This is a genomic window from Alloalcanivorax sp. (assembly GCF_964221125.1).
GTDB classification, from domain to species: Bacteria; Pseudomonadota; Gammaproteobacteria; order Pseudomonadales; family Alcanivoracaceae; genus Alloalcanivorax; species Alloalcanivorax venustensis.
Map to the genome: position 1 here is coordinate 1 of NZ_CAXPXK010000004.1, position 24,934 is coordinate 24,934.

Sequence of the window (24,934 nt, forward strand, 5' to 3'; positions counted from 1 at the left end):
ATTGTTCCAGACCCGAGCGTTGATCGGCGGTGAGGGCGGCATCGTCGCCGTTCAGCCATGCGTCAAACGGGGCGGGGGTGATCAACCGAGGACAGCACCAGGAAACTGCGCAGATACTCCGGCACCAGGTGGCGGCTCAGCAGGGCGCTCAGCGCCAGCGCCACGGCGCCGCCCATGGCGGCGCCCACGGCGATCGCCTGGAAGAACAGCCACAGCCCGTGCAGCAGGGCACCCTGCTGGCCGGTGGCCACCACCAGCTCGTAGGCCAGTACCGCCAGGATCGCGCCCAGCGGGTCAATCACGATGCCTTCCCAGCGCAGCAGCCGCGCCACGCTCGCCTTGGGGCGCACGCTGCGCAGCAACGGCACGATCACCGTGGGGCCGGTGACCACCACCAGGGCGCCGAACAGCAGCGCCAGCTCCAAGGGCAGATTCAGCAGGCCCCAGGCGGACAGCGTCACCACGCCCCAGGTGATCAGCGCCCCCCAGGTGACCAGCCGGCGCACGGTTTTTTCCAGGCCGCGGATCTCGCTGAAGCGAAGGGTGAGGGCGCCCTCGAACAGAATGATCGACACCGCCAGGGACACCCCGGGCAGCAGCAGATCTCCGAATAACTGCTTGGGTTGGATCAGACCGGCCACCGAGCCCAACAACAGGCCGGACAGCAGCAACGGTAAAATGGCGGGCAGCTTGATGCGCCAGGAGGCCCACTGGCAGACAAACGCCACCACGGTGATCAGGGCCAACTGCAAAGGTACGGAGAGTTCCATGGGCTTCCTTGTCTGAGAGTGCGGCTATAGTCCCAGCGAACCCGGAGCGTCGCAAGCCCGATTTTTTTCATCCCGCTAACGGCAAAAACGACGGTGATAATGATAGGCTTGCCGACCTCCGTTGTACCGCCCAGGGATTCCCGATGCCTACCGTTTCCCCCGTACGCCTGGCGATCATGCTCGGCACTCTGGTGGCCCTCGGGCCGCTCGCCATCGACACCTACCTGCCGGCGCTGCCGACCATGGCCGACGACTTCGGCGTGGCGGTGCACCGCATTGAACTGTCGGTGAGCGTCTATGTGCTGGGCGTGGCGCTGGGCCAGTGGCTGGGCGGCCCGCTGTCGGATCATTTCGGCCGCAAACCGGTGGCCTATGTGGGCCTGTCCGTTTTTATCGTCGCCAGCCTGGCGATCACGGTGTGCTCGCAGGTGGGCTGGCTGTACGGTCTGCGCGTGCTTCAGGCCCTGGGCGGCGGCGCCACCGTGGTGATCGCCGCCGCCTCGGTGCGCGACCATTTCAACGGTCGCGAAGCGGCCCGGGTGCTCACCAGTGTGGGCCTGGTGCTTCTGTTGGCGCCGCTGGTGGCGCCCGCGGTGGGGGCCTTCCTGCTGCACCTGGCCGGCTGGCAGAGCATCTTCGTGATGTTGGCCGGCTACGCCGTACTGGTGGCGCTGATGCTGCGCTTCGCGATGCCTTCCGTGGCCCCGCAGGTGGCGGAGGAGCCGCTGCGCCACCGCATGTTCGCGGCCTACGGCCGGGTGCTGCGCCAGCGCCGGGCGATGGGCTTCATCCTCGCCAACGGCCTGATCTTTTCCGCCATGTTCACCTTCATCACCGACGCCGCCTTTCTCTATATCGAATACTTCGGCATCGACGAGGCCCGCTTCCCGCTCTATTTCGGCGCCAACGTGGTCGCCATGCTGGGGCTCAACCGCCTTAACGTGTTGCTGCTGCGCCGCTTCGACAGCGCCGCGATCATGGCCGTGGCGGTGGTGCTGCAAAGCCTGGCCGCGCTGACGCTGCTGCTGCTCACCCTGAGCGGCTACCTGACGCTCTGGAGCACGGTGCCGCTGATCATGGTGGTGGCCGGCATGGCGGCGCTGGCGATCCCCAACGCGCTGGCCAGCTTCCTGGCCTTCTTCGAGCGCGACAGCGGCGCCGCCACCGGCCTCAACGGCTGCCTGCAGTTTCTGATGGCGGGGCTGATCGGTTCCGGGCTGGGCCTGATCCACAACGGTACGCCGCTGCCGATGACCGCCCTGATGGCGGCCAGCGCGGTGGGCGGGATGCTCTGCTTCTTCCTGCTGGCGCGGGAAAAGCCGGGCCTCAGGCAGTAGCCGTCAGGACATCAGGCGCGCCAGCGGCGCGCTGTGGCGTCGTGGCTTGAGCCACTGGGTCGCCAGCATCGGCAGGATCAGCACCCAGGGCAGCAGAATCCACCAGGACAGCGGCATATCACCGTCGAACAACTTGGTGCCCAGCGGCCAGAGCGCCACCAGGTGCAGCAGGTGCGCGAACAGGGCGGCGCCGCCGAGCAGCAGGGCCTGTTCGAGCACCGCCACCCGGCGCAGCAGGGCGGAGCGCGCGCCCAGCACCCGCAGCAGCGCCTCGTCGCGGCGCCGCTGCTGGCTGCCCGCCAGCCAGGCGGCGGCCATCACCAGCACGCTGGACGCCAGCAGCAGCACCGCCAGGGCCAGGGCCGCGCGGCTGGCGCGGGCGATCAGGTCCTGGGCCTGGTCGAGCAGGGCGTTGACGTCCAGCAGGGTGATCTGCGGGAACTGACGGATCAGGTCCGGCAGGTCCGCGCCCTGACCTTCGGGCAGGTAGAAGCTGGTCAGCCAGTACCGGTTCAGTGATTCCAGGGTGCCGGGGCTGAACATGAAGTAGAAATTCGGCTCGAAGCTTTCCCATTCCACCTCCCGCAAACCGACCACGGTGGCCGCCACACTGCCCGAGGGCGCGGTGAAGCCGAGCTCGTCGCCCACCTTCAGGCCCAGGGATGCCGCCAGTTCCGATTCCACCGACACTTCGCCGGGGGCACCGGCCACCCAGCGCCCGTCGGTCACCCGGTTGCTCTCCGGCAGGGTGTCGGCCTGGGTCAGCGACAGGTCGCGGTTGAGGGCGCGCTGGCCCTGGTCGTCCTCGTCTTCCTTGGTGACCGCTTCCCGCACCGGCTGGCCGTTCACCTCGGTGAGGCGGGCCCGGACCACCGGGTAAAAGCCGGGTACCTCGGCGTCGTGGGTGTCCAGCCAGCTTCGGAACGCGTCCATATCCTGGTCGAACAGGTTGAGCACGAAATAGTTGGGCGCCTTCTCCGGCAGGCTGGCGCGCCACTGGCCCAGCAGCTGCTGGCCCACCTGGCTGGCCAGGGACATGACCGCCAGGGCCAGTACCATGGCGGCCAGCATCGGCAGGGTGGTCATCGGGCGCCGGGCCAGGCGCCGCAGCGCCAGACGCGGCGCCAGCGGCAGACGGGCACCGCCCTTGTCGGCAAGGCGCAGCGGCCCCCACAGCAGCAGCGGCAGGCCCACCGCCACGGCCACCATCAGCAGCAACAGCTGCCCCAGGGCCACCAGCGAGCCGGACAGCATCATCGCCACCAGCACCGGTGCCAGCAGGGCGCCGAGCAGATTACGGCCGGTGCGCGCCGCCGGGGCCTCCAGGCGGTCGGCGAGGATCAGCCGCGCCGGCAGATCCGCCAGTCGCCACAGCCGCGGCAGGGCGAAGCCGGCCCAGATCACCACCGGCGCCAGGGCCAGCAGCAGCCAGGTGAGCACGGACGGCCGCCAGGTGAGGGCGTCGCCGAGCCATTGCTGCAGCAGCAGAAAGCCGCCGCCGGCCAGCGCCAGGCCCACCAGGATGGACGGCAACAGCGCCGCCAGTTCGCGGCCCAGTATCTGGCCGAGGATAAGGCGGCGGCCGGCGCCGAAGGTTTTCATCACCGCGCAGCGGCGCGCCTGCTCGGCGCTGCGCACGCCGGCGGCCAGGTAGACGGCGCCGCCGCACAGCAGCACCACCATCATCACCGACAGCTGGCCCCACAGGCTGAGTTGCCGCATCGGCCCCATGGAGCGCATCGCGGCGTCCTCGCGGGTGTCGATCTCCTGATGCGGCGCCAGGGTGGGTTCCAGCCGGTCAAGGACGCCGGCCATTTGCTCGCCGGGGGCGGCGATGCGCAGTTCATATTCGACCCGGGTGCCCGGCGCCAGCACGCCGGTGGAGTCCACGTCCTCCAGGTTCATCAGCACCCTGGGGTTCATGCTGTAGAAACCGGCGCCCTGGTCCGGCTCGCGGACCAGCACCTTGCCGATCCGCAACTGGCGCTCGCCCACGGTGACGGTGTCGCCCACGTTCTGTTCCAGACGATCCAGCGCCGGCCCGGCCAGCCACACCTCGCCGGGCGGCGGGCCCTGGTCCACGGTGCCCGGCGTGGCGAAGCGCTGGTCCGCCACGGTGAGCTCGCCGTACAGCGGGTAGGCGTCGTCCACCGCTTTGACGCTGGTGAGTACGAAGGTGTCGCCGTGCACCAGCACGGTGCTGAAGGCGCTGATCCGGGAATGGGGCAGGGCGGCCACCTGCTCGCGCTGGGCCCGGGTGGCCGGCTCGCTGCCTTCCAGCACCAGGTCGCCGCCGATCGCCTCGGCGGTGCGGTTGGCGAAGCGGTGGTCCAGTTCGCCGCGCATCAGCACCACGGCCGCGATCGCCAGGGTGCACACCAGCAGCGCCAGGGCCTGAATGCGGAACGCGGACGAACGCCAGGGACGAAGTAGCGGTCGCGGGGACAAATCAGGCACTCAGGCGGCCCTCCACCAGTTCGTGATGGGTGCCGCAGTGCCGGGCCAGGGCCGGGTCGTGGGTCACCAGCACCAGGGCGGTGCCGTGGTCGCGGTTCAGATCGAACAGCATCTCCGCCACCTGATCGCCGTTGGCCCGGTCCAGGCTGCCGGTGGGCTCATCGGCGAACAGCAGGGCGGGCTCCATGGCGAAGGCGCGGGCCAGGGCCACGCGCTGCTGCTCGCCGCCGGAGAGCTGCGACGGGAAATGCCGTTCGCGTTTGCCCAGGCCGACCCGGGCCAGCCAGTGCCGGGCCTTGTCCCGGGCCCGGTCGGCGCCGGCGATTTCCAGCGGCAGCATGACGTTTTCCAGGGCGGTGAGGTCGGCGACCAGATGAAACGCCTGGAACACGAAGCTGCAGTAACGCCCGCGCAGCGCGGCGCGCGCGTCTTCGTCGAGGCCGCTGAACGGCTCGCCGGCGAGGCGCACGTCGCCGCCGCTGGGCACGTCCAGGCCGGCCAGCAAACCCAGTAAGGTGGATTTTCCGGAACCGGACGGCCCGGTGATGGCCAAAGTGTCTCCCCCTTGGACGGTGAGGTGGATATGCTCCAGGAGGGTCAGCTCGCCTTCCGGGGCGGAGACCGTTTTGCTAAGTTGTCGCGCGACAAGCACGGGAGTCGAGGCCATATGTGGGAACGCCTGATCGTTTTGGTTTTACTGGTAACGCCGTTTTGCGCCCGCGCCGAGGGCGTGCTGGTGCTGGGTGACAGCATCAGCGCGGCCTATGGTATCGAGGAAACGCAGGGATGGGTGCACCTTTTACGACAACGGCTGGAAACGCAATGTTCCGGGCTGCCGGTGAACAACGCGTCGGTGAGCGGCGACACCAGTGACGGCGGTCTGGTGCGGCTGCCGGATCTGCTCGAGCGCCACCAGCCGGACACGGTGGTGATCGAGCTGGGCGGCAACGACGGGCTGCGCGGCCTGCCGCCGCAGCGGCTGGGCGACAACCTGACCCGCATGATCGAACTGAGCGAAGCGGCCGGCGCCGAGCCGGTATTGCTGGGCATGCGTATCCCGCCCAACTACGGCCAGGCCTACACGAGACTGTTCGAGCAGGCCTTCAAAAAGGTGGCCGGGGAAACCGGGGTGCCGTTCGTGCCTTTCCTGCTGGATGGCGTGGTGGAAGCGGGGCAGATGCAGCGCGACGGCATACATCCCACCGCCGAGGCCCAGCCGGGCCTGCTGAAAAACGCCTGGCCGGCGATCAAACCGGCGCTGCCGGACCACTGCGACCTGTAAAGGAAGAGCACCATGGAATTCACCATCCCGTACCGGGATATCCTCGACTTCTGGTTTGGCGACAGCGGCGGCCTGGAAGGGGAGACCGACGATGCCCGGGGCTGGCCGCCGGAATCCTTGCGCCGGCGCTGGTTCAAGAGCAGTGACGCCCAGGACGCGGAAATCGCCGAACGCTTCGGTGACCGGGTGGCGGCGGCGCTGCGGCGCGACCTGGTGGACTGGGAACGGGAGCCGGGTCCCAGGCTGGCGCTGATCCTGCTGCTGGACCAGTTCACGCGCAACATCTATCGCGGCACGGCGGACGCCTTCGCCGGCGACCACCACGCCGCCACGCTGACCCTGGAAGGTTTATCCACCGGCATGGACCGGCGCCTGGGCTGGGCCGGCCAGGTGTTTTTCTATATGCCGCTGATGCACGCCGAGGACGCCGAGCTGCAGGACCGCGCGGTGGCCTGCTACCAGGACCTGCACGCACGGGTGCCGGCGGCGCTCAAGGACGATATCGCCAACAACCTCAAATTCGCCGAGGAGCACCGCGACATCATCCAGCGGTTCGGCCGTTTCCCGCACCGCAACCGGGTGCTGGAGCGCACCGACAGCGCAGAGGAACTCGACTTCTTGCAGCACGCGCGGCGTTACGGGCAATAGCCGGCTTGTAGGAGCGGGCCCAGCCCGCAAAAGGGTGGCTTTAGCCACCCGGCAGGATCCCAGAGACGCTGTTGGTGCTGCCGTTAGAGATGTCTCTGGTATCCTGCCGGGGCTTCGCCCCTTTCGCGGGCGGGGCCCGCTCGCACAGGCTGGATTAGGGGCGCGGTTCCAGGGCTGTCAGGGCGGTTGTCATTCGGGAGGCCAGGTCCGGTTCGAGCGGCGTGCCCACCGGCCGTTCGTCGACCAGCGCCAGGGCCTCTTCCAGCGGCGTGAAGCCGCTCGATTTCATCGCCTTGGGCAGCCGCTCGAGTTGCCAGGCCATGCGTTCCTCGCGGGCGTGGTCGGGGCTGTCGACGCCGGCCAGGGCTTCCAGCGCGGCGGCCAGGGCGCGGTCTTCGGCGCGCTCCTCGCCGGACGGCGCGCCGCTGACACGGTCGCGGGCCGCCTGCCAGCGCTGCCACCGGGGCAGGTCCTTGCGTAGCGCGCGCAATTGCTCCTGCAGCCGTTGCAGCTGTTGCTGCAGACCGCGGCCCAGCGACGCGCCGTCCACCGCCTGCAATTCCTCGGCGAGGGCGGCGAGGGTGGCGCCGTCCTGTTCCGGCAGGGGCCGGGCGGTTTGTTGGGCGGCCCGTTCCAGTACGGTCTGTGCCTGTTCGGCAGCTTCGGCGCGCTGCGCCTGCTTTTGTTCGGTGTCGGCCTGACGCGCGGCGAAGATGGCGTCCATGGTACGGCGGAAACGCTTCTGGAACGGCCGGTGACGGGCCGGCGGCAGCCAGGGCGCGGCGCGCCATTGCTTCTGCAGCGCCTGGGCCTCGCGGGCGGCGCCACGGACGTCGACGGCCTGTTCGCCCTGGTCGGCGGCCACGCTCTCGGCGAGGGCGGCGGCGCGCTCCAGCAGCGCCTGGCGGGGCTGCTCGGCCTGCCGCCAGGCCTCTTCCAGGCGCTCATCGATTTCGCTGAGCAGCGCCGAAAAGCGCTTTTGCACGTCGCGGGCGTCGGTGAAGCGCACCGGCGCGTGGCTCTTCCATTCCTGTGGCGCCTGCCGACGGATTTCCCACACCGCCTGCCAGTCCGCGTTCCCCCAATCCTGGGCGGCGACAAAATCCGCCAGCTGCTGGCACAGTGCCTCGCGGCGCCGCAGGTTTTCCTCGCGCTGGGCGTCGAGCTCGGCGAAGTGCGCGCGGCAGGGTTCATAGGCGCGGTCGGAGGCGGCCTTGAAGCGGTCCCAGAGCGCCTGGTCCTGATCCTGGTCGGAGCTCATCAGCGCGCGCCACTCTTCGTGCAGAGCCTGGACGGCGCTGGCGCGCTCTTCGGCGTCCATGTCCGTTTCGGCGAGCGCTTCCATGCGCTCACAGAGCTGTTCTTTCTTCGGCTGGGCGGCGAACGCGTGCCAGTCGCGTAGCTCTTCCCGGCGTGGCGTGAGACGCTCAAGCTGCTGCTGCAGCCAGGGGTCGTTCTGCTCGGCGAGGACCGCCTCGGCTTTGTGCCAGAGCCGGTTGGCGTGCTTGAGATTGCCCTGTTGCAGCTCCCGGCGCAGCGCCACCACCAGACCGCGGTGCTCGCTGTCGGCGCCGGTCCGCGCCGGCGCCTGCCGGGGCTTCTGTTGCTGCTTCGGCTCTTCCTGCTGTTCGGGAGGCTCGGGCGGGCGGGCCGCCGCCAGGGCGGAAGGCGCGGCCACCTCGGCGGGCCACTGTTCGGCCAGCTCGCGGCGCTGGTCGTCGTCCTCGGCGTCCAGGGCCGCTTCCGCCAGGGCGATCAGCCGGCGCCATTCGCTCAACCGCGAGTGGAACATCAGGTCGGACTCGTCGTCCGCCTCGAGCAGTTCGCCGGCGGCCTGCCAGCGTCGCTCCTGGGTGGCCACCGCCGAGCGCAGCTCGCCGAGCTGCTGGTCCCAGGTCTCCGCGCTCAGGTCGCGATACAGAGAGCGCAGGGTGTCCAGGGCGGCGCGGCGCTCGTGGGCGGCGGATTCCAGCGCTTCCTGGCGGGCCGCCGCTTGCTGCTGCTCGCGCCGATGCGCGTGGCACTGCGCCAGGGCGCTTTCCACGCGGGCGGAGCGGGCGTCATCGGCCTGTTCGGCCAGTGCCCGCCAGCGTTGTTCCAGTTGCTGCAGGCGGCCTTCGAACAGCGGGTCGGCGCTGTGTTGGGCCAGTTGTTCCAGGGCGTCGATCAGGGCGTCGAGCTGTTCCTCGTGGCGGCGCGCCTCGGCGTCCCGGGCCTGCAGGGCCTTGACGCGGTCGCGGGCGACGCGCACCACCTTTTTGTCGCGGCCTTCGCGGCCCAGCTGACGCAGCAGGGTGGCGTCCTCCAGACGTTCGGCGGCGGCCAGACGCAACGCGGCGTCGGCGCCTTCCAGGGCCAGGCGGTAGAGCGCGTCCGGATCGTCGATGGCGGCCAGGGCCGCCTCCCGGCACGCCTGGTCGGGGCTGTGGCGGGCCACATGCAGCAGCACCCGGGCATTGCCGGTGTGCTGGATCAGCCGCAGCCGGGTGTCCACCGCCGGGGCGCCGTCCACGGTGCCGGCCAGCAGCGCCACGAAGCGGTCCGAGGCGGCGTCACGCACGCCGGCGTCGCCGTCCGCTTCGATCAGCCGGTCCAGCAGGTGCAGGTCCAGCAGGGCCGACACGGCGGCGGCGCGCACCCTGGCGCTGTCGTCGTCGCGGGCGAGTTTCGACAAAGTTTCCTGATCCTGGCGCGGATCCAGGGTCGCGACCGCCTGGGCGCGAACCTCGGCGTCGCGGTGTTGCCACCGGGGTTTGAACAGTTTGCCTAGCATGGCCATCCCATTGGATTTGCTTTGTATTTATGCGGCGCCAGGGGGCGCCGGGCCACTACTATAGGCAACCCTCGGATAGGATCACAGACGTGACTCGATAAGAGCGTCTTTTTCCGCCCAGATTTCGCTCACCCACTCCTGAATGCGGCGCCGGAACTCCGGGTCGTTCTCGTAATCGCCCTGCGCCGCCCAGTCCGGGATCGGCCGACGCCGGGCGATCACTTCCACCCGGTCCATGTCGCCGCCCAGGAAGCCGAGCAGGGAACGGCTGGTGCCGGGAGGATAGACAATGGTGAAGTCGAGCAGGCAGTGCAGCTGGCCGCCCATGGCTTTAAGGGTAAAGGCGGCGCCCCCGGCCTTGGGTTTGAGCAGGTGCCGGTAGGGCGAATCCTGCTGGCGGTGTTTTTCCTCCGTGAAGCGGGTGCCTTCGAAGAAGTTCATCACCGACACCGGATAGTGCGCGTACTTCTCGCAGGCCTTGCGGGTGGTCTCCATGTCCTTGCCTTTGAGCTCCGGACGTTTTTCCAGCTGGGCGCGGCTGTAGCGCTTCATGAACGGAAAATCCAGCGCCCACCAGGCCAGCCCCAGCAGCGGCACCCAGATCAGCTCCTGTTTGAGGAAGAACTTCAGCGACGGCACCCGGCGGTTGGTGACTTTCTGCAACACCAGAATGTCCGCCCAGGACTGGTGGTTGGAGGTCATCAGATACCACTCATGGCGGGCCAGGCCGTCCATGCCTTCCACCCGCCATTCCACCTGACTGAACAGATCAATGATCGCGTTGTTGATCGCCATCCAGGTTTCGGCGATCACCACCAGCACCCGGGACAACCGAACCTGGGCGGCGTGGAACGGCAGCAGCAGCCGGAGCAGGGCGAACAGATACAGGGGGGTGACCAGCAACAGGGTGTTGATAAAGATCCCCACCAGCGCCAGCACGCCGCGGATTTTTGTTGAAACGGTCATCAGCGTTACACGGTTGCGGAGTAAGCGCGCATGCTAGCGCAGATGGCGTGCCGGCCCCATGTCAGTTTCGGTCACTCGGGCGACCAGGGTTGCCATTGGCGAGGCTACCGCGAGCGGGTAGGGTCGGGTTTTCGAATTGAAGGAGCGGTGTTCATGAGTGGTCCCCTGGCGTCTTTGAAAGTTCTGGATTTTTCCACCCTGTTGCCCGGTCCGTTCGCGACCCTGATGCTGGCCGACATGGGGGCCGAGGTGCTGCGCGTGGAATCACCCACCCGTCCGGACATGGTGCGGCTGCTGCCGCCGTCCGAGGACGGCGTGTCGGCGGTGCACGGCTATATCAACCGCTCCAAGCGGTCGATCGCCGTGGATCTGAAGAAGCCGGAAGGCAAGGAGATCATCCGGCGTCTGGTGGCCGAGTACGACATTATCGTCGAGCAGTTCCGGCCCGGGGTCATGGACCGCCTGGGCGTGGGCTACGAAGACCTTAAGGCGATCAACCCGGGGCTGATCTACTGCTCGATCACCGGCTACGGCCAGGACGGGCCCTACCGGGACCGGGCCGGCCACGATCTGAACTATCTGTCGATCGCCGGCATGACCGCCTACAACGGCCGCAAGGCCTCCGGCCCGGCGCCGATGGCGTTCCAGGTGGCGGACATCGCCGGCGGTTCCTGCCATGCGGTGATGGGCGTGCTGGCGGCGGTGATCCACCGCCAGAGCACCGGCGAGGGCCAGCACGTGGACATCTCCATGACCGACGCCGCCTTCAGCCTGCACGGCCTGGCCGCGCCGCCGGCCCTGGTGGGCGGGCAGGATCCGGACCTGGAGACCACCCAGCTCAACGGCGGCGGCTTCTATGACTGCTACCGCACCCGCGACGGACGCTTTATGTCCGTGGCCGGCCTGGAGCCGCAGTTTTTCACCCAGTTCTGCCAGGCCATCGGCAAGCCGGAACTGACCAGTAAGGGCATGACCCTGGACCCGACCGTGGTGGCGGAAGTGAAAGCGGAGATCGCCGAGGTGATCGGCGGCCAGGACTACGACCACTGGTGCCGGGTGTTCGCCGATCTGGATTGCTGCGTGGAGCCGGTGCTGAGTTTCTCCGAAGCCACCGAGCATCCGCAGCTGAAGGCCCGCGACATGGTGGTGGAGGTGCCGCGCCACGACGGCGGCAAGCAGCGCCAGGTGGCGTCGCCGTTCAAGTTCTCCGCCACGCCGGTGGGCTACCGTTTCAGCGGTGCCCGTCTCGGTCAGCACAGCGACGAAGTGCTGTCCGACCACGGCTTCAGCGACGAGGATATCCAGGCCTTCAAGGATTCCGGCGCGGTGGGTTGATCGGTAATTCCCGCCGCCTCCGGGCGGCGCTATGCTGTCGTCATGAGGCGACTTTCCGGGCTGTTGATACTTTGCATGATGGGGCTTCCGTTACCCGGGACGGCGGCCCCGGCGACCTCCACGGATCCCTGTACCCAGGGACCGCGCTCCCTCTGGGTGGACCGCACCCACGACTGGCTGTCCCGCGGCCTGTGCTGGCCGAGCCGCTGGGTGGACGGCTTTTTCGCAGACCCGCTCAGCACCAGCAACGAGCCCGCCGCCAGCCTGGTGCGCATCACCGGCGAGCGCATCTGGCGGGACGACGGTCTGGACGACCGCGACCTGGATGTGGACGCCCGGGTGTGGCTGCCGAGCGCCGAGCGGCGGCTGTCCCTGCTGTTTCGCAGCAACGAGGACGACACCGTGGCGGACGGCCCGCAGGCTTCCGAAGTCACCGGCATCGGCGAGGACGACAGCGGCTTTCGCGGCGCGCTGCGCTGGGTGATCAACCGCACCGAGGCCATGGACCTGGACCTGGACACCGGCGTGCGCTCCGACCTGACCACCTTTACCCGGCTGCGTTACCGCAGCGTCCATCCCCTGTTCAACGAATCGGCCTGGCTGCGGTTCACCGAGCGGGTCGAATGGCGTGACCCCAAAGGCTGGCGCAGCCGCTCCCTGTTCGAGGTCGACCGCGCCTTGAGCGATACCGCCAGCGTGCGCCTGGCCAGCGAGATTCAGTACAGCGAGGAATTGAACGAGGACGGGCGCGGGCTGGGGCTGTTCCAGGGCGCCAATCTGTTCCTGCGCCAGAGCGACAAGGCGGCCTGGAATCTGGGTGCCGGGGCCGCCGGCTTCACCAAGCCGGAGGCGCGGGTGGACAGCTACCGCTGTTACGTGCGCTACCGGCGCCAGGTGTGGCGGCCGTGGCTGTTCGTGGAAGTGGAGCCGTTCGTCCTGTGGCCCCGGGACCAGGGCTATCAGGGGGTGAACGGCGTTACCGTGCGGCTGGAGACGCTGTTCGGCCGCCTGGACGGCTGACGCCGCTCAGTTGGCCCAGGTGCTGCGGCGGCGGCCCGACTTGGATTTCAGCAGCAGGCCGGCGATGGCGCCGAGAATCAGAATGCCGACCCCGGTGATCCATTGCTGGGAGGTGTTATTACCGCGCAGCATGGCGTTTTCCGCTTTCACCTGGTCGAGCTCCGAGCGCAGCATGCTGAGCTCTTCGTTGAGCCGGCGGTTGGCCTGATCCAGGCGGATCGGATCGGCGGCCACGTCGCGCAGGTTTTCCAGCTCGTCGCTGCGGCTGCTCAGCGACCCCTTAAGCTCTTCGTTTTCGGCACTCAGGCGGTCGCGCTCCGCTTCCACGCTGCTCAGGCGCTCGCGCATTTCGGTCATGCGGCTTTCCATTTGCTTGCGGTCGCCGCTGATCTGTTCCAGACGAATGGCGGCGGTGGGGGAACGGCTGATGTACTGCTTGCCGATATAACCCTCGGTGTCGCCGAAGCGGATGTGCGCCCAGTCACCGTCTTCCCCCAGAAATTCCACCCGGGTGCCGCTTTTCAGGCCGCGATGGACGATGCGGTAGCCGGACCCGGCGCCGGAGCGCACCGGCACGTAGATTTCATCGTCGATCCAGGCGGTGGCGGCCAGGGCCGGTGTGGACAACAGGGCAATCAGCACGAAGCAGAGCCAGCGAACGAGCATTAACAGGTACTCCTTAGAATTCAAGGCGCGAAGTTTAGGCAACCCTCGGCGGCAATGGCGCCGAAATAGTCACATTTTCCGGCGCTTCGCGGGTCGATTTTGTAAAAACTCAGGGCAGGACGGCCTTGAAGGGCTTCACCTGGACGTGCGCGTAGACGCCGGCGGCCACATAGGGGTCGGCGTCGGCCCAGTCACGGGCGGCTTGCAGCGATTCGAACTCCGCCACCACCAGCGAGCCGCTGAAGCCGGCGTCGCCGGGGTCCTCGCTGTCCACCGCCGGCAGCGGCCCGGCCAGAATCAGGCGGCCCTGATCACGCAGCCGCTCCAGGCGGGCGATATGGTCGGGGCGGGCGGTCTTGCGCAGCGGCAGGGAGTCGGCCACGTCTTCACTGATTATCGCGTACAGCATCGTCGTCCTTTTTCTTCGGTTCCTCGGCGGATTTTTCCTGATGGAACAGTTGTTTGCGGTCTTCCTCGGAAATGTGCCGGTAGAAATACAGGAACACCGCCACGTAGAACACCATCTGGATGGCGGTGAAGCCGAACAGTTTGAAATTGACCCAGAAGTCGGTGCTGAACGTATAGGCAATGAACAGATTGAGCCCGCCCAGGGCCATGAAATAGAGCACGAAGGCCAGGTTGAGGCGGGTCCACTGGGCGGCGCCCAGCGCCACCACGCGGCCGAAGCCGCTGATCATCAGTTTTTCGCACAGCCGCTGCAGCAGGTTGCGCTCGCGCAGGAAATGCCCGCCCAGCAGCACCGCCGCCAGCACGAAGCTGATGATCGACGGCCGCCACTTGATGAACACATCGTCGCGCAGCAGCAGGGTGAGGCCGCCGAACACCAGAGTGACGGCCAGCACCATCAGGTGCAGGCGGTGCCAGCGCCTCCAGATCAGGCGGCCGGCGACCACCTGAAAGCTGGTGGCGGCGATGATGCCCCAGGTGGCGAGCATGATGTCGCGGCCACTGAGAAAATAGAGGCCGAAAAACACCACCACGGGGAGATAATCAAACAATTGCTTCATGGACACGCATCCTTACCGGGACCGCCGATGGTAGCGGGAACGGCGGCGCAAATCATCCCGCCGGGGCAGGTTGTGTGATACCTTGCCCGCCATGACCGATACCACCCGTTTCCAGCGCCCCGATTTCCACAGCCACAGCCTGGCCTCGGACGGCGTGCTGTCGCCCGCCGATCTGGTGGCCCGCGCCGCCGATCACGGCGTCGACGCCCTGGCGCTCACCGACCACGATACCCTGGCCGGCCTGCCCGAGGCGCGCCGCGCCGCGGACCGGCACGGCATCACCCTGGTGCCGGGCATCGAGCTGTCGGTGCTGTGCGGCAGCCGGGAAATCCACGTGCTCGGCCTGTGGGTGGACCCGGACGCGCCGGTGCTGGTGGAGCGGGTCAACCGTCAACTGGAGGCCCGCCGCGAGCGGGCGGTGCGCATCGGCGCCCGCCTGGACAAGGCGGCCCGGCTGGAACACAGCTACCGCAAGGCCTGCGAGCTGGCCGACAGCGACACCCCGGGGCGGCCCTGGTTTGCGAAAATGCTGGTGGAAGCCGGCGTGGTGCGCGATCAGCGCCACGCGTTCAACCGTTTCCTTAAGAAAGGCCAGTCCGGCTTCGTGTCGACCCCCTGGGTGAGCCTGGAGGAGGGCGTCTCGGAACTGCTGGCCGCCGGCGGCATTCCGGTGCTGGCCCATCCCCAGGCCTACGGCCTGACCCGCAAGCGGCTGCGAGAGCTGGTGCGCGATTTCCGCAATGCCGGCGGCCTGGCCCTGGAGGCGATGATGCCCGGGCTCAGCCCGCAGCAGGCGGCGCTGCTCGAGGAGTGCTGGCGGCATTTCGACCTGGCGGTGTCCGGCGGCAGCGATTTCCATTCCCCCCAGCAGAAATGGCTGGCGCTGGGCGGCCTGCCGCCGTTTCCGGCGGACGGCACGCCGGTCTGGGCGCTGCCCCAGGCCGGTGTTGCGCCGGCCCGGGCGCGGATGGAGAATGCGGCCCCATGACCGATGTATTGCATATTCACCCCGAAACACCCCAGCCGCGTCTGATCCGCCAGGCCGTGGACGTGATCCGTGGCGGCGGGCTGATCGCCTATCCCACCGACACCACCTACGCCCTGGGTTGCGGAATCGGTGAGAAGGACGCCCTGGACCGCCTGATCCGCCTGCGCCGGCTGGACAATAAACACCAGTTCACTTTGCTGTGCCCGGACCTGTCGGTACTGGCCACCTACGCCAAGGTGGACAACCCGGACTACCGGCTGCTCAAGGCGCACACGCCGGGGCCCTACACCTTCATTCTCAGCGCCACCAGCGAGGTGCCGCGGCGGTTGATGCATCCCAAGAAGCGCACCATCGGCATCCGCGTGCCGGATCATCCGATCTGCCAGGCGCTGCTCAACGAGCATGGCGGGCCGATCATGACCTCCACCGCCCATCTGCCCGACGACGAGTTCCCGCTCACCGATCCACAGGACGTGCGTGACTTCCTGCAGGGCCAGGTGGATCTGGTGATCGACGGCGGCTTCTGCGGGGTCACCGAGACCACCGTGATTTCGCTCGCCGACGGCAGCGGCCCGGAAGTGGTCCGCGAAGGCGCCGGCCCGCTGGACGCTATCTTCTGAGCGGGTTGCGCCCAGCCCTGTCTTTACACCGTCTCTTCCCTTTATAATCGCCGCTTTCCGCCGTTACGACAGGAGTCGGCTTTTGAGTTCCGTGGTTCCCTCCCAAAGAGTGGTATCGGGCATGCGCGCCACCGGGCGCCTGCATTTGGGGCATTACCATGGCGTGCTTAAGAATTGGGTGCGCTTGCAGCATGAGTACGAGTGTTTCTTTTTCGTCGCGGACTGGCACGGTCTGACCACTGAATACGAGGATCCGCACGGTATTCAGGGCCACGTCTGGGACCTGGTGACCGACTGGCTGGCCGCCGGGGTGAACCCCGGGTCCGCCACGCTGTTCATCCAGAGCCAGGTGCCCGAGCACGCCGAGCTGCATCTGCTGCTGTCGATGATGACGCCGCTGTCCTGGCTGGAACGGGTGCCGACCTACAAGGATCAGCAGGAAAAGCTGCGCGAGAAAGACCTGAGCACTTACGGCTTTCTCGGCTACCCGCTGCTGCAGGCGGCGGACATCCTGATCTACCGGGCCGGCCAGGTGCCGGTGGGCGCCGACCAGGTGGCCCATGTCGAGCTGACCCGGGAAGTGGCGCGGCGCTTCAACCACCTCTACGGCCGCGAGCCCGGCTTCGAGGAGGCGGTGACCGCGGCGATCAAGAAGATGGGCAAGAAGCAGGCGCGCATCTACGCCGATAACCGCCGCAAGTACCAGGAGCAGGGCGACGAGTCGGCCCTGGAAGCGGCCCGTGCGCTGGTGCAGAACCAGCAGAACATCACGCTCGGCGACAAAGAACGCCTGAACGGGGACCTGGAAGGCGGCGGCAAGGTGATCCTGCCGGAGCCGCAGTCGCTGCTTACGCCGGCCTCGAAGATGCCCGGCCTGGACGGTCAGAAAATGTCCAAGTCCTACGGCAACTTCATCAGCCTGCGCGAGGAGCCGGACGACGTGGACGCCAAGATCCGCCGCATGCCCACGGACCCGGCGCGGGTGCGCCGCAGCGATCCCGGCACGCCGGAGAAGTGCCCGGTGTGGGAGTTCCACAAGGTGTATTCCGACGAGCGCACCCGCCAGTGGGTGCAGGAAGGCTGCACCTCCGCCGGCATCGGCTGCCTGGAGTGCAAAAAGCCGGTGATCGAAGCGGTGCAGGCGGAGCTGGAGCCGATCCGGCGCCGCGCCGAGGACCATTTGCGTAATCCGGATCTGGTGCGCACGATTGTTTCCGAAGGGTGTGAAGAGGCCCGCGAAGTGGCCCGCGCCACCCTCGACGAAGTGCGCTCGGTAATGGGCCTTCAATACCGGTAACGGTGAACCATGGGACGCCAGGGCAGATGAACGAAGTGGTCAAGCAACAGGTCTCGAAGGCCGGTAACCCGCTGGCGCCGCCGGCGCCGCACCAGGCGGAGATGCCGTTCGGCCTGATGTACGGCCAGGCGATCACCAAGCTGCCCGACGATCTCTACATACCGCCGGACGCCCTGGAAGTGTTCCTGGAGGCGTTCGAAGGCCCGCTGGATCTGCTGCTGTACCTGATCAAACGGCAGAACCTGGATATTCTCGACATCCCCGTGGCCCAGATCACGACTCAGTACATGGAGTACGTGGAGCTGATGAAGGCCATGAACCTGGAGCTGGCCGCGGAATATCTGGTGATGGCGGCGATGCTGGGCGAGATTAAATCGCGCACCCTGCTGCCGCGACCGGTGCACGACGAAGAGGACGAGGCGGAGGACCCGCGCGCCGAGCTGATCCGCCGCCTGCAGGAATACGAGCGCTTCAAGCAGGCCGCCGAGGACATCGACAACCTGCCGCGCCAGGAGCGGGATTTTCAGATCGCCGCCGCGCGCCGCCCCGAGTACGTGCGCGAAAAGGCGCAGCCGGACGTGGACCTGCGCGAGCTGCTGCTGGCCTTCAAGGAAGTGCTGTACCGGGCGGACATGTTCGAAAACCATCAGGTGTCGCGGGAGAAACTGTCCACCCGGGAGCGCATGGCGAACGTGCTGGACCGCCTGAAAGGCCGGGAATTCGTGCCCTTCGTGGAATTGTTCGAAGCCAGCGAAGGGCGCCTCGGCGTGGTGGTCAGCTTCCTGGCGATTCTTGAACTGGTCAAAGGGTCGCTGATCGAGCTGGTGCAGAGCGGGCCCTTCAGCCCCATCCATGTGAAGGCCAGAACCCTGGTGTTGGAAGAATCGGAAGCCCTGGCGGCGCTGGAACTGGATGACGAACCTTACGAGGCTGACGAGGATGAGTAACCGTGGAGCCGGATAAGATAAAACAGATCGTCGAAGCGGCGATCTTCGCCGCCGACGGCCCGCTGGACCGGGACGCGCTGTTGTTGCTGTTCGATGAGCAGGAGCGCCCGGAGAAAGCCGATCTGTCCCGGTCACTGGAACAGATCAGCGAGGACTACGCGGAGCGCGGCATCGAGCTCAAGGAAGTGGCGTCCGGGTTCCGCTTCCAGGTGCGCAAGGATCTGGGGCCCTGGGTGAGCCGCCTGTGGCAGGAAAAGCCGCCGCGCTACAGCCGCGCGATCCTCGAGACCCTGGCGCTGGTGGCCTACCGGCAGCCGATCACGCGGGGCGAGATCGAGGAGATCCGCGGCGTGTCGGTGAGCTCGCACATCATCAAGAGCCTGCTGGAGCGCAACTGGGTGCGGGTGGTCGGTCACCGGGACGTGCCGGGGCGGCCGGCGATGTTCGCCACCACCCGGCAGTTTCTCGACTATTTCGATCTGAAAAGTCTGGAAGATTTGCCGCCGTTGTCGGAAATCAAGGACCTGGACAAGCTCAACGAGGAACTGGCGCTCAGCGACGCGCCGGATCCGGACAGCGGCGACCGCGCCGATGACGACAACGACGCCACGGCCGCCTTCGGTGCGCGCCCCGAAGGGGAGCGCGAAGCCCGTAACGAGGAAATTTTCGCCGCCCTGGACGAAGAACCGGAACTGGACGACTCCACCCTGATGAGCATCGACAAGGTGGATTCCGTCAACGCCGGCTTCGAAGAGGAATTTCGCCGCAAACCGGCCCCCGCCGAGGGGACCGGCGAGCAAGCCGCCAAGGCGGCCGACGAGGACGAGCAATCGCCCCATGAGTGAAAAGTTACAGAAAGTTCTGGCCCGCACCGGGCTGGGATCACGCCGTGAGCTGGAAACCTGGATCGCCGATGGGCGGGTTTCCGTGAACGGCCAGGTGGCAACGCTGGGAGACCGGGCGGAGCCGGAAGACACCATCAGAGTCGACGGCAGGATCATTCGAGTGAAGGCGGAAGAAGACATAGTTCGGCGCGTGATCATTTATCACAAGCCGGTCGGGGAAGTGTGCTCGCGGAACGATCCGCAGGGCCGCCCCACCGTGTTCGATAACCTCCCCAAGCTGCAGGGCATGCGCTGGGTGCAGGTGGGCCGTCTGGACATCAACACCACCGGGCTGATGCTGTTCACCACCGACGGTGAGCTGGCCCACCGGCTGATGCACCCGTCCAACGGCTTTATCCGCGAATACGCGGTGCGCGTCCACGGCACCCTCAGCGAGGACAAGCGCAAGGCGATGCTGGACGGCGTGTTGCTCGAGGACGGCGTGTCCAAGTTCGACAGCATCGAGGACGCCGGCGGCGCCGACGAGGGCGCCAACCACTGGTACAAGGTGCGACTGACCGGCGGCAAGTACCGGGAAGTGCGCCGCCTGTTCCAGTCCCAGGACCTGGAAGTGGCGCGGCTGATCCGCATCCGCTTCGGCGACCTGACGCTGCCGTCGTCGCTGCGCACCGGGCGCTGGCAGGAACTCAGCGAGCAGGAGATCAAACCGCTCACCGATCGCGTGGATCTGAAAGGCAAGAAATACACCGGCCTCTACGGCCGCGCCCGGCTGCGCCACCAGCGCGGCGACAAGCCGCCGCGCAAGCCGCGCCGCAACCCCTACCGCCGTTAAGGCAGCCGCATCAGCGCGCCCACCAGGGCGGGCAGGGCGGTCTCCACACGCAGGATCCGGCTGCCGAAACGGTGGCAGCCGAAGCCCTGCTGCTCCAGCAGCGCCACTTCAAAGGGCGTCCAGCCGCCCTCCGGGCCGATCGCCAGGGTGGCGGGCTCATCCAGGCCCCGCGGCAGCTCCGGAAACGGACCCGGGTGCGCCACCAAACGCCGCCCTGGACCCGCCCACTGATCCAGCTCATCCTCGACGAAGGGCCGGAAGCGCGGCGCCAGCCGCAAGCTCGGCATCACCGGGTCGCCGGCCTGTTCCAGCCCCAGCAGCAATTTTTCCCGCAGCAGCTCGCCCTTGAGATTGGGCGTCTGCCAGTAGCTCTTGTCGACCTTGGCGGCGTTCACCAGCACGATGTTCTTGATGCCCAGGCTGGCGGCGTCCACCAGCAACCGCTTGAGCATCTTGGGGCGGGGCAGGGCCAGCAGCAGATTCAGGGGCAGGGCGGAGACCGGCTTCGAATCCACTTTAAAAGATATCTCTATCTCATTGTTTTTAATGGATTCAATCACTGCCTGCCCGGTGCCTTTGTCGAGCAGGCCGGCGCGGCAATGGTCGCCCTCCGCGAGCTTGAGCACGGAGCGCACATGGGTGGCCTGGCGGTCGTCAAGACGCCAGCGGTCGCCGTCGAGGCGCTGGTCGGGGTGCAGCAATAACAGATTCATGGCGGCGGATTATGCCACACCCGGGGCGGCCGGCTGACGCAAACCGACTGCAACATGGCCATTCTGGCCCTTTGCCCGGGGTGCGCGGGTTGCTAGAGTGCGCAGCGTTATTCTCGCTGATGTGGAGAAACTCGCATGCAGTTTCAGGGCACTGAACAGTACGTTGCCACGGAAGATCTCAAAATGGCCGTTAACGCGGCCATCGCTTTGCAGCGTCCGCTGCTGATCAAGGGTGAGCCGGGCACCGGTAAAACCCTGCTCGCCGAACAGGTGGCCGAATCACTGGGCATGCCGCTGCTGGCCTGGCATATCAAGTCCACCACCAAGGCCCAGCAGGGCCTGTACGAGTACGACGCGGTCTCCCGCCTGCGCGACTCCCAGCTCGGCGCCGAGGGCGTCGAGGACGTGTCCAACTACATCAAGAAGGGCAAGCTGTGGGAGGCCTTCCAGGCCGACGACCAGGTGGTGCTGCTGATCGACGAGATCGACAAGGCGGACATCGAATTCCCCAACGATCTGCTCCAGGAGCTGGATCGCATGGAATTCTTCGTCTACGAAACCGGCGAGACCATTCGCGCCGAGAAGCGCCCGATCGTGATCATCACCTCCAACAATGAGAAAGAGCTGCCCGACGCCTTCCTGCGCCGCTGCTTCTTCCACTACATCAATTTCCCCGATGCCAAGACCATGATGCAGATCGTGGACGTGCACTTCCCGGAAATTAAGAAGGAGCTGGTCACCGAGGCGCTGGAAATCTTCTTCGACCTGCGCAAAGTGCCGGGCATGAAGAAGAAGCCCTCCACCAGCGAGCTGATCGACTGGCTCAAGCTGCTGATGGCCGACGACATTCCCCAGGACATTCTGCGCAACCGCGACACCAAGACCGCGGTCCCGCCGCTGTACGGCGCCCTGGTCAAGAACGAAGCGGACGTACAGCTGCTGGAACGGCTGGCTTTCATGAGCCGCCGGGAACGGTAGATCCTTTAACCGATAGAGGTTTCTATGCTGATCGGTTTTTTCGAGGACCTGCGCGCCCATAAGGTGCCGGTGACGCTGCGCGAGCTGCTGGACCTGTTCGGCGCGCTCAAGCACCACGTGGCGTTCGGGTCCATCGAGGACTTCTACATGCTGTCGCGGACGGTGATGGTCAAGGACGAAAAGTACTATGACCGTTTCGACCGCGCCTTCGCGCACTATTTCGAGGGCCTGGAAAGCATCGAGCCGGGCTGGCTGAGCCAGACCATTCCCGAGGAATGGCTGCGCAAGCAGATGGAAAAGACCCTGTCCGCGGAAGAGCGGGAAAAATTGCAGGGGCTGGGCAGCCTGGAAAAGATCCTCGAGGAGCTGAAAAAGCGCCTGGAAGAGCAGGAAAAACGCCACCAGGGCGGCAACAAATGGGTCGGCACCGGCGGCACCAGCCCGTTCGGCGGCTACGGCGAGAACCCGGAAGGGGTGCGCATGACCGGCCCGTCGCGCAACAAGAGCGCGGTGAAGGTCTGGGAAAAGCGGGAATTCCGCAACCTGGACGACTCCGTGGAGCTGGGCATCCGCAACATCAAGCTGGCCCTGCGCCGGCTGCGCCAGTTCGCCCGCACCGGCCGCGACGAAGAGCTGGACATGGACGACACCATCCGCTCCACCGCGCGCAACGCGGGGCTGCTCGACATCAAGATGCGCCCGGAGCGGGAAAACCGCGTCAAGGTGCTGCTGTTCTTTGATATCGGCGGGTCCATGGACCCCTATATCAAGCTCTGCGAGGAGCTGTTCTCCGCCGCCCGGCTGGAGTTCAAGCATCTCGAGTATTTCTACTTCCACAACTTCGTCTACGAGTACGTGTGGAAGGACAACCGGCGCCGTTGGGACGAGAAGTTCTCCACCTGGGACGTGCTGCACAAGTACGGCAGCGACTACAAGGTGATCTTCATCGGCGACGCCGCCATGAGCCCCTACGAAGTGAACTCGGTGGGCGGCTCCGTGGAGCACTGGAACGACGAGCCCGGCGCGGTCTGGTTCCAGCGCATCAAGGAGACCTACGAGAAGGTGGTGTGGATCAACCCGGAGCCGGAAAAGGCCTGGCAAATGACCACCTCCACCCAGTGGATCAAGCAGCTCAACGACCACCACATGTACCCGCTCACCCTGGACGGGATTGAGCGGGCGATGCGTTACTTGAGCAAATAAGAGCTAAGTAAATAAGAGCTGAGTAACCAGGTCCGTCAGTCCTTCTTCAAAAAGCTGTCGATCATATCCATCGGCAGCGGGAAGACCACCGTGGTGGTGCGCTCGTTGGCCACCTCGGTGAGGGTCTGCAGATAGCGCAGTTGCAGCGCCTGGGGCTGTGACGACAGGGTGCGTGCCGCGTCCAGCAGGACTTCCGAGGCCTCTTTCTCGCCGTTGGCGTGAATCACCTTGGCGCGCCGCACCCGTTCCGCTTCCGCCTGGCGGGCGATCACCCGCACCATGTCCTCGTCCAGGTCCACGTGCTTGATCTCCACGTTGGCCACCTTGATGCCCCAGGGATCGGTCTGCTCGTCGAGGATTTCCTGGATGTCCCGGTTCAACTCGTCCCGGGAGGCGAGCATTTCATCCAGCTCGTGCTTGCCCAGCACCGAGCGCAGGGTGGTTTGCGAGAGCTGGCTGGTGGCGTCGTAGAAGTCCTCCACGTTGATCACCGCCCGTTCCGGGTCGACCACGCGGAAGTAGAGCACCGCGTTGACCTTCACCGAGACGTTGTCGCGGGAGATCACGTCCTGGCTGGGGACGTCCAGCACCCGCACCCGCAGGTCCACCTTCACCATCTGCTGAATCACCGGGATCACCAGAATCAGCCCCGGCCCCTTCACCTTGTGATAGCGGCCCAGCATGAAGATCACGCCGCGCTCGTACTCGCGGAGAATGCGGAACATGCTGACCACGAAGCCGACGACCAGAATCGCCAGCGCAATCCAGAAATATTGGAAGATCATGGTTTGTCTCCTTTGCGGGACACATGAAGAGTGAGGCCGTCCCGGCGGCGGATGGTCACCGTTTCGCCCTCAAGGACCGCCTCGTCAGTGGTGGCGCGCCACAGTTCGCCGGCGGCGCGCACCTGGCCGTTGCCGTCCGGCCCGAAATCGTTTGCCGCCACGGCATCCTGGCCGATCAGCGTGTCGCCGCCGGTGACCACCGGGCGGCCGTGGGCCTTGAACGCCAGCCGCACCGTCAGGCCGGTGAGCGCCAGGCTGCCCACGCCCACCGCCGCAATCACCGGCACCGCGACCCGGAAGGCGGGCAGGTCCGTGTCCATCAGCATGATCGAGCCGATCACCAGGGCCACGGCGCCGCCCACGCCCAGGACGCCGAAGCTGGGCGACAGCCCCTCCGCCACCATCAAGCCGATGCCGAGCAGGATCAATCCCAGGCCCACATAGCTCACCGGCAGCATCTGCAGCGCATACAGTGCCAGCAACAGGCAGATGGCGCCGAGCACGCCGGGGATGCCGAAACCGGGGTTGGAGAATTCCAGAATCAGCCCGTAGATGCCCACCAGCATCAGAATGTAGGCGATGCTGGGGTTGGTGATCACCGCCAGGAAGCGGGTGCGCCAGTCCGGCTCCAGCTCCACCAGCCGGTAGTCGGTGAGCGCCAGGGTGCGCTCGGCGTCCCCGTCACGGACGGTAAAGCCGTGGAGACGGGCGAGCAGGGCGTCCAGATCCGGCGCCACCAGGTCGATCACCCGTTGCGCCTGGGCCTCGGTGGCGGTCAGGCTGACCGCCTCGCGCACCGCGCGCTCGGCCCAGTCCGCGTTGCGCCCGCGCAATTCCGCCAGGCCGCGAATATAGGCCACGGCGTCGTTGACCTGCTTGCGGCGCAGCGCGGAGGCATTGTCTTCGACTTTGTCATCGGCTTGCGGCTCGGCGCCGTCGCCGGCCGGGGAGGGCGCGCCGCCACCGCCCAGCTGCACCGGCGTGGCGGCCCCCAGGTTGGTGGCCGGGGCCATGGCGGCCACGTGGGAGGCGTAGAGCAGGTAGGTACCGGCGCTGGCCGCGCGGCTGCCGGACGGTGACACATAGGTGGCCACCGGCACCCGGGAATCAAGAATCGCCTGGATCATAACGCGCATCGACTTATCCAGACCGCCCGGCGTGTCCAGGCGCACCACGAACAGCGCCGCCCCGGCGCGGTTGGCGTCCTCCAGGGCACGCACGAAACCGTCGCTGACCGCCGGGCCGATGGCGCCGCGGAGGTCCATGACCCGCACCTCGGGCCGGTCTTCGCTGGACGGCTGGGAAGGGGTTTGCGCCTGGCCGGTGGCGGCGAGCAGCCAGAGGGCGGCGAGGGCGATAAGGCCTCCGCCCAGGCGGCGCCCAAGGGGCCGCTTCCCGGGTGAAAGGTGTCGATCGCTGCCGGCTACAGAGGTCATGCGCGTCT

The 24,934-nt window shown here is 66.9% G+C and carries 24 protein-coding genes; 13 read left to right on the forward strand and 11 right to left on the reverse strand.

Annotated elements, in window-relative coordinates; translation table 11 throughout:
* Positions 1 to 62: 62 nt before the first annotated feature.
* Entirely contained in the window at positions 63 to 770 is a 708-nt protein-coding gene (locus ACEQZD_RS00250) for a cation:proton antiporter (protein ID WP_370183290.1), read from the reverse strand.
* A gap of 143 nt (positions 771 to 913) precedes the next feature.
* Here ACEQZD_RS00250 and ACEQZD_RS00255 point away from each other — a divergent pair, with 143 nt between their 5' ends.
* A complete protein-coding gene (locus tag ACEQZD_RS00255) occupies positions 914 to 2,107 on the forward strand; it encodes a multidrug effflux MFS transporter (protein WP_194855934.1) in 1,194 nt (397 codons plus the stop codon).
* 3 nt (positions 2,108 to 2,110) lie between these two features.
* On the opposite strand, the gene ACEQZD_RS00260 is transcribed toward ACEQZD_RS00255, so the two are convergent.
* Positions 2,111 to 4,564 carry an ABC transporter permease gene (locus ACEQZD_RS00260; protein ID WP_370183293.1) on the reverse strand — a complete coding sequence of 818 codons (2,454 nt, stop codon included), beginning with the start codon at positions 4,562 to 4,564 and terminating at the stop codon, positions 2,111 to 2,113.
* The gene (locus tag ACEQZD_RS00265) at positions 4,557 to 5,231 is read right to left on the reverse strand and encodes an ABC transporter ATP-binding protein (RefSeq protein ID WP_370183295.1); all 675 of its coding nucleotides are present in this window, start codon (positions 5,229 to 5,231) and stop codon (positions 4,557 to 4,559) included. Before ACEQZD_RS00265 ends, ACEQZD_RS00260 begins: the two co-directional genes overlap by 8 nt.
* On the opposite strand from ACEQZD_RS00265, the gene ACEQZD_RS00270 reads away from it, so the two are divergent.
* Positions 5,232 to 5,846 carry an arylesterase gene (locus tag ACEQZD_RS00270; RefSeq protein ID WP_335628864.1) on the forward strand — a complete coding sequence of 205 codons (615 nt, stop codon included), beginning with the start codon at positions 5,232 to 5,234 and terminating at the stop codon, positions 5,844 to 5,846. It begins immediately after the preceding gene.
* A 12-nt stretch (positions 5,847 to 5,858) separates the two neighbouring features.
* A complete protein-coding gene (locus tag ACEQZD_RS00275) occupies positions 5,859 to 6,494 on the forward strand; it encodes a DUF924 family protein (RefSeq protein ID WP_142949740.1) in 636 nt (211 codons plus the stop codon).
* Between the two features lie 154 nt (positions 6,495 to 6,648).
* On the opposite strand, the gene ACEQZD_RS00280 is transcribed toward ACEQZD_RS00275, so the two are convergent.
* Both ACEQZD_RS00280 and ACEQZD_RS00285 read right to left on the reverse strand, forming a co-directional pair.
* A complete protein-coding gene (locus ACEQZD_RS00280) occupies positions 6,649 to 9,267 on the reverse strand; it encodes a DUF349 domain-containing protein (protein WP_370183297.1) in 2,619 nt (872 codons plus the stop codon).
* Between the two features lie 81 nt (positions 9,268 to 9,348).
* Positions 9,349 to 10,233, reverse strand: a complete 885-nt coding sequence (locus ACEQZD_RS00285; protein WP_335628861.1) for an acyltransferase — start codon at positions 10,231 to 10,233, stop codon at positions 9,349 to 9,351.
* A 153-nt stretch (positions 10,234 to 10,386) separates the two neighbouring features.
* Here ACEQZD_RS00285 and ACEQZD_RS00290 point away from each other — a divergent pair, with 153 nt between their 5' ends.
* The gene (locus tag ACEQZD_RS00290; RefSeq protein WP_335628860.1) at positions 10,387 to 11,568 is read left to right on the forward strand and encodes a CaiB/BaiF CoA-transferase family protein; all 1,182 of its coding nucleotides are present in this window, start codon (positions 10,387 to 10,389) and stop codon (positions 11,566 to 11,568) included.
* A gap of 156 nt (positions 11,569 to 11,724) precedes the next feature.
* The gene (locus ACEQZD_RS00295; protein ID WP_335628859.1) at positions 11,725 to 12,588 is read left to right on the forward strand and encodes a hypothetical protein; all 864 of its coding nucleotides are present in this window, start codon (positions 11,725 to 11,727) and stop codon (positions 12,586 to 12,588) included.
* Positions 12,589 to 12,594: 6 nt separating this feature from the next.
* Here the strand turns inward: ACEQZD_RS00295 and ACEQZD_RS00300 are convergent, their stop codons facing one another.
* From ACEQZD_RS00300 to ACEQZD_RS00310, 3 genes are all read right to left on the reverse strand, one after another.
* Positions 12,595 to 13,254: a TIGR04211 family SH3 domain-containing protein gene (locus ACEQZD_RS00300; protein ID WP_142949735.1), complete on the reverse strand. Its 660-nt coding sequence runs from the start codon at positions 13,252 to 13,254 to the stop codon at positions 12,595 to 12,597.
* Positions 13,255 to 13,363: 109 nt separating this feature from the next.
* Complete coding sequence (locus tag ACEQZD_RS00305) at positions 13,364 to 13,663, reverse strand: YciI family protein (RefSeq protein ID WP_142949734.1); 300 nt, start codon at positions 13,661 to 13,663, stop codon at positions 13,364 to 13,366.
* Positions 13,641 to 14,282, reverse strand: coding sequence for an inner membrane-spanning protein YciB (locus ACEQZD_RS00310; protein WP_335628858.1), 642 nt, complete (start codon positions 14,280 to 14,282; stop codon positions 13,641 to 13,643). The genes ACEQZD_RS00305 and ACEQZD_RS00310 overlap by 23 nt, the downstream gene beginning before the upstream one ends.
* A gap of 91 nt (positions 14,283 to 14,373) precedes the next feature.
* On the opposite strand from ACEQZD_RS00310, the gene ACEQZD_RS00315 reads away from it, so the two are divergent.
* From ACEQZD_RS00315 to rluB, 6 genes are all read left to right on the forward strand, one after another.
* Positions 14,374 to 15,270: a PHP domain-containing protein gene (locus ACEQZD_RS00315; RefSeq protein ID WP_370183299.1), complete on the forward strand. Its 897-nt coding sequence runs from the start codon at positions 14,374 to 14,376 to the stop codon at positions 15,268 to 15,270.
* Positions 15,267 to 15,890 (forward strand): L-threonylcarbamoyladenylate synthase, encoded by a 624-nt coding sequence (locus ACEQZD_RS00320; protein ID WP_370183301.1) that lies wholly within the window; start codon positions 15,267 to 15,269, stop codon positions 15,888 to 15,890. Before ACEQZD_RS00315 ends, ACEQZD_RS00320 begins: the two co-directional genes overlap by 4 nt.
* Before the next feature lie 82 nt (positions 15,891 to 15,972).
* Positions 15,973 to 17,187: a tryptophan--tRNA ligase gene (locus tag ACEQZD_RS00325; protein ID WP_335628856.1), complete on the forward strand. Its 1,215-nt coding sequence runs from the start codon at positions 15,973 to 15,975 to the stop codon at positions 17,185 to 17,187.
* Positions 17,188 to 17,213: 26 nt separating this feature from the next.
* The gene (locus ACEQZD_RS00330) at positions 17,214 to 18,134 is read left to right on the forward strand and encodes a ScpA family protein (protein WP_370183303.1); all 921 of its coding nucleotides are present in this window, start codon (positions 17,214 to 17,216) and stop codon (positions 18,132 to 18,134) included.
* 2 nt (positions 18,135 to 18,136) lie between these two features.
* Entirely contained in the window at positions 18,137 to 18,979 is an 843-nt protein-coding gene (scpB, locus tag ACEQZD_RS00335) for an SMC-Scp complex subunit ScpB (RefSeq protein ID WP_370183304.1), read from the forward strand.
* Positions 18,972 to 19,811: a 23S rRNA pseudouridine(2605) synthase RluB gene (gene rluB / locus ACEQZD_RS00340; protein ID WP_370183306.1), complete on the forward strand. Its 840-nt coding sequence runs from the start codon at positions 18,972 to 18,974 to the stop codon at positions 19,809 to 19,811. Before scpB ends, rluB begins: the two co-directional genes overlap by 8 nt.
* Here the strand turns inward: rluB and ACEQZD_RS00345 are convergent.
* On the reverse strand, positions 19,808 to 20,524 hold the full coding sequence (locus ACEQZD_RS00345; protein ID WP_370183308.1) for a 16S rRNA (uracil(1498)-N(3))-methyltransferase: 717 nt from the start codon (positions 20,522 to 20,524) through the stop codon (positions 19,808 to 19,810). The two genes, rluB and ACEQZD_RS00345, sit on opposite strands and share 4 nt — an antisense overlap.
* Positions 20,525 to 20,659: 135 nt before the next feature.
* Here ACEQZD_RS00345 and ACEQZD_RS00350 point away from each other — a divergent pair, with 135 nt between their 5' ends.
* Both ACEQZD_RS00350 and ACEQZD_RS00355 read left to right on the forward strand, forming a co-directional pair.
* Complete coding sequence (locus ACEQZD_RS00350) at positions 20,660 to 21,502, forward strand: MoxR family ATPase (RefSeq protein ID WP_142949727.1); 843 nt, start codon at positions 20,660 to 20,662, stop codon at positions 21,500 to 21,502.
* A 24-nt stretch (positions 21,503 to 21,526) separates the two neighbouring features.
* Positions 21,527 to 22,705: a VWA domain-containing protein gene (locus ACEQZD_RS00355; protein WP_067612281.1), complete on the forward strand. Its 1,179-nt coding sequence runs from the start codon at positions 21,527 to 21,529 to the stop codon at positions 22,703 to 22,705.
* Positions 22,706 to 22,740: 35 nt separating this feature from the next.
* On the opposite strand, the gene ACEQZD_RS00360 is transcribed toward ACEQZD_RS00355, so the two are convergent.
* Both ACEQZD_RS00360 and ACEQZD_RS00365 read right to left on the reverse strand, forming a co-directional pair.
* Entirely contained in the window at positions 22,741 to 23,490 is a 750-nt protein-coding gene (locus tag ACEQZD_RS00360; RefSeq protein WP_142949726.1) for a slipin family protein, read from the reverse strand.
* Positions 23,487 to 24,926: a nodulation protein NfeD gene (locus tag ACEQZD_RS00365; RefSeq protein ID WP_142949725.1), complete on the reverse strand. Its 1,440-nt coding sequence runs from the start codon at positions 24,924 to 24,926 to the stop codon at positions 23,487 to 23,489. The genes ACEQZD_RS00360 and ACEQZD_RS00365 overlap by 4 nt, the downstream gene beginning before the upstream one ends.
* Between the last annotated feature and the right edge of the window lie 8 nt (positions 24,927 to 24,934).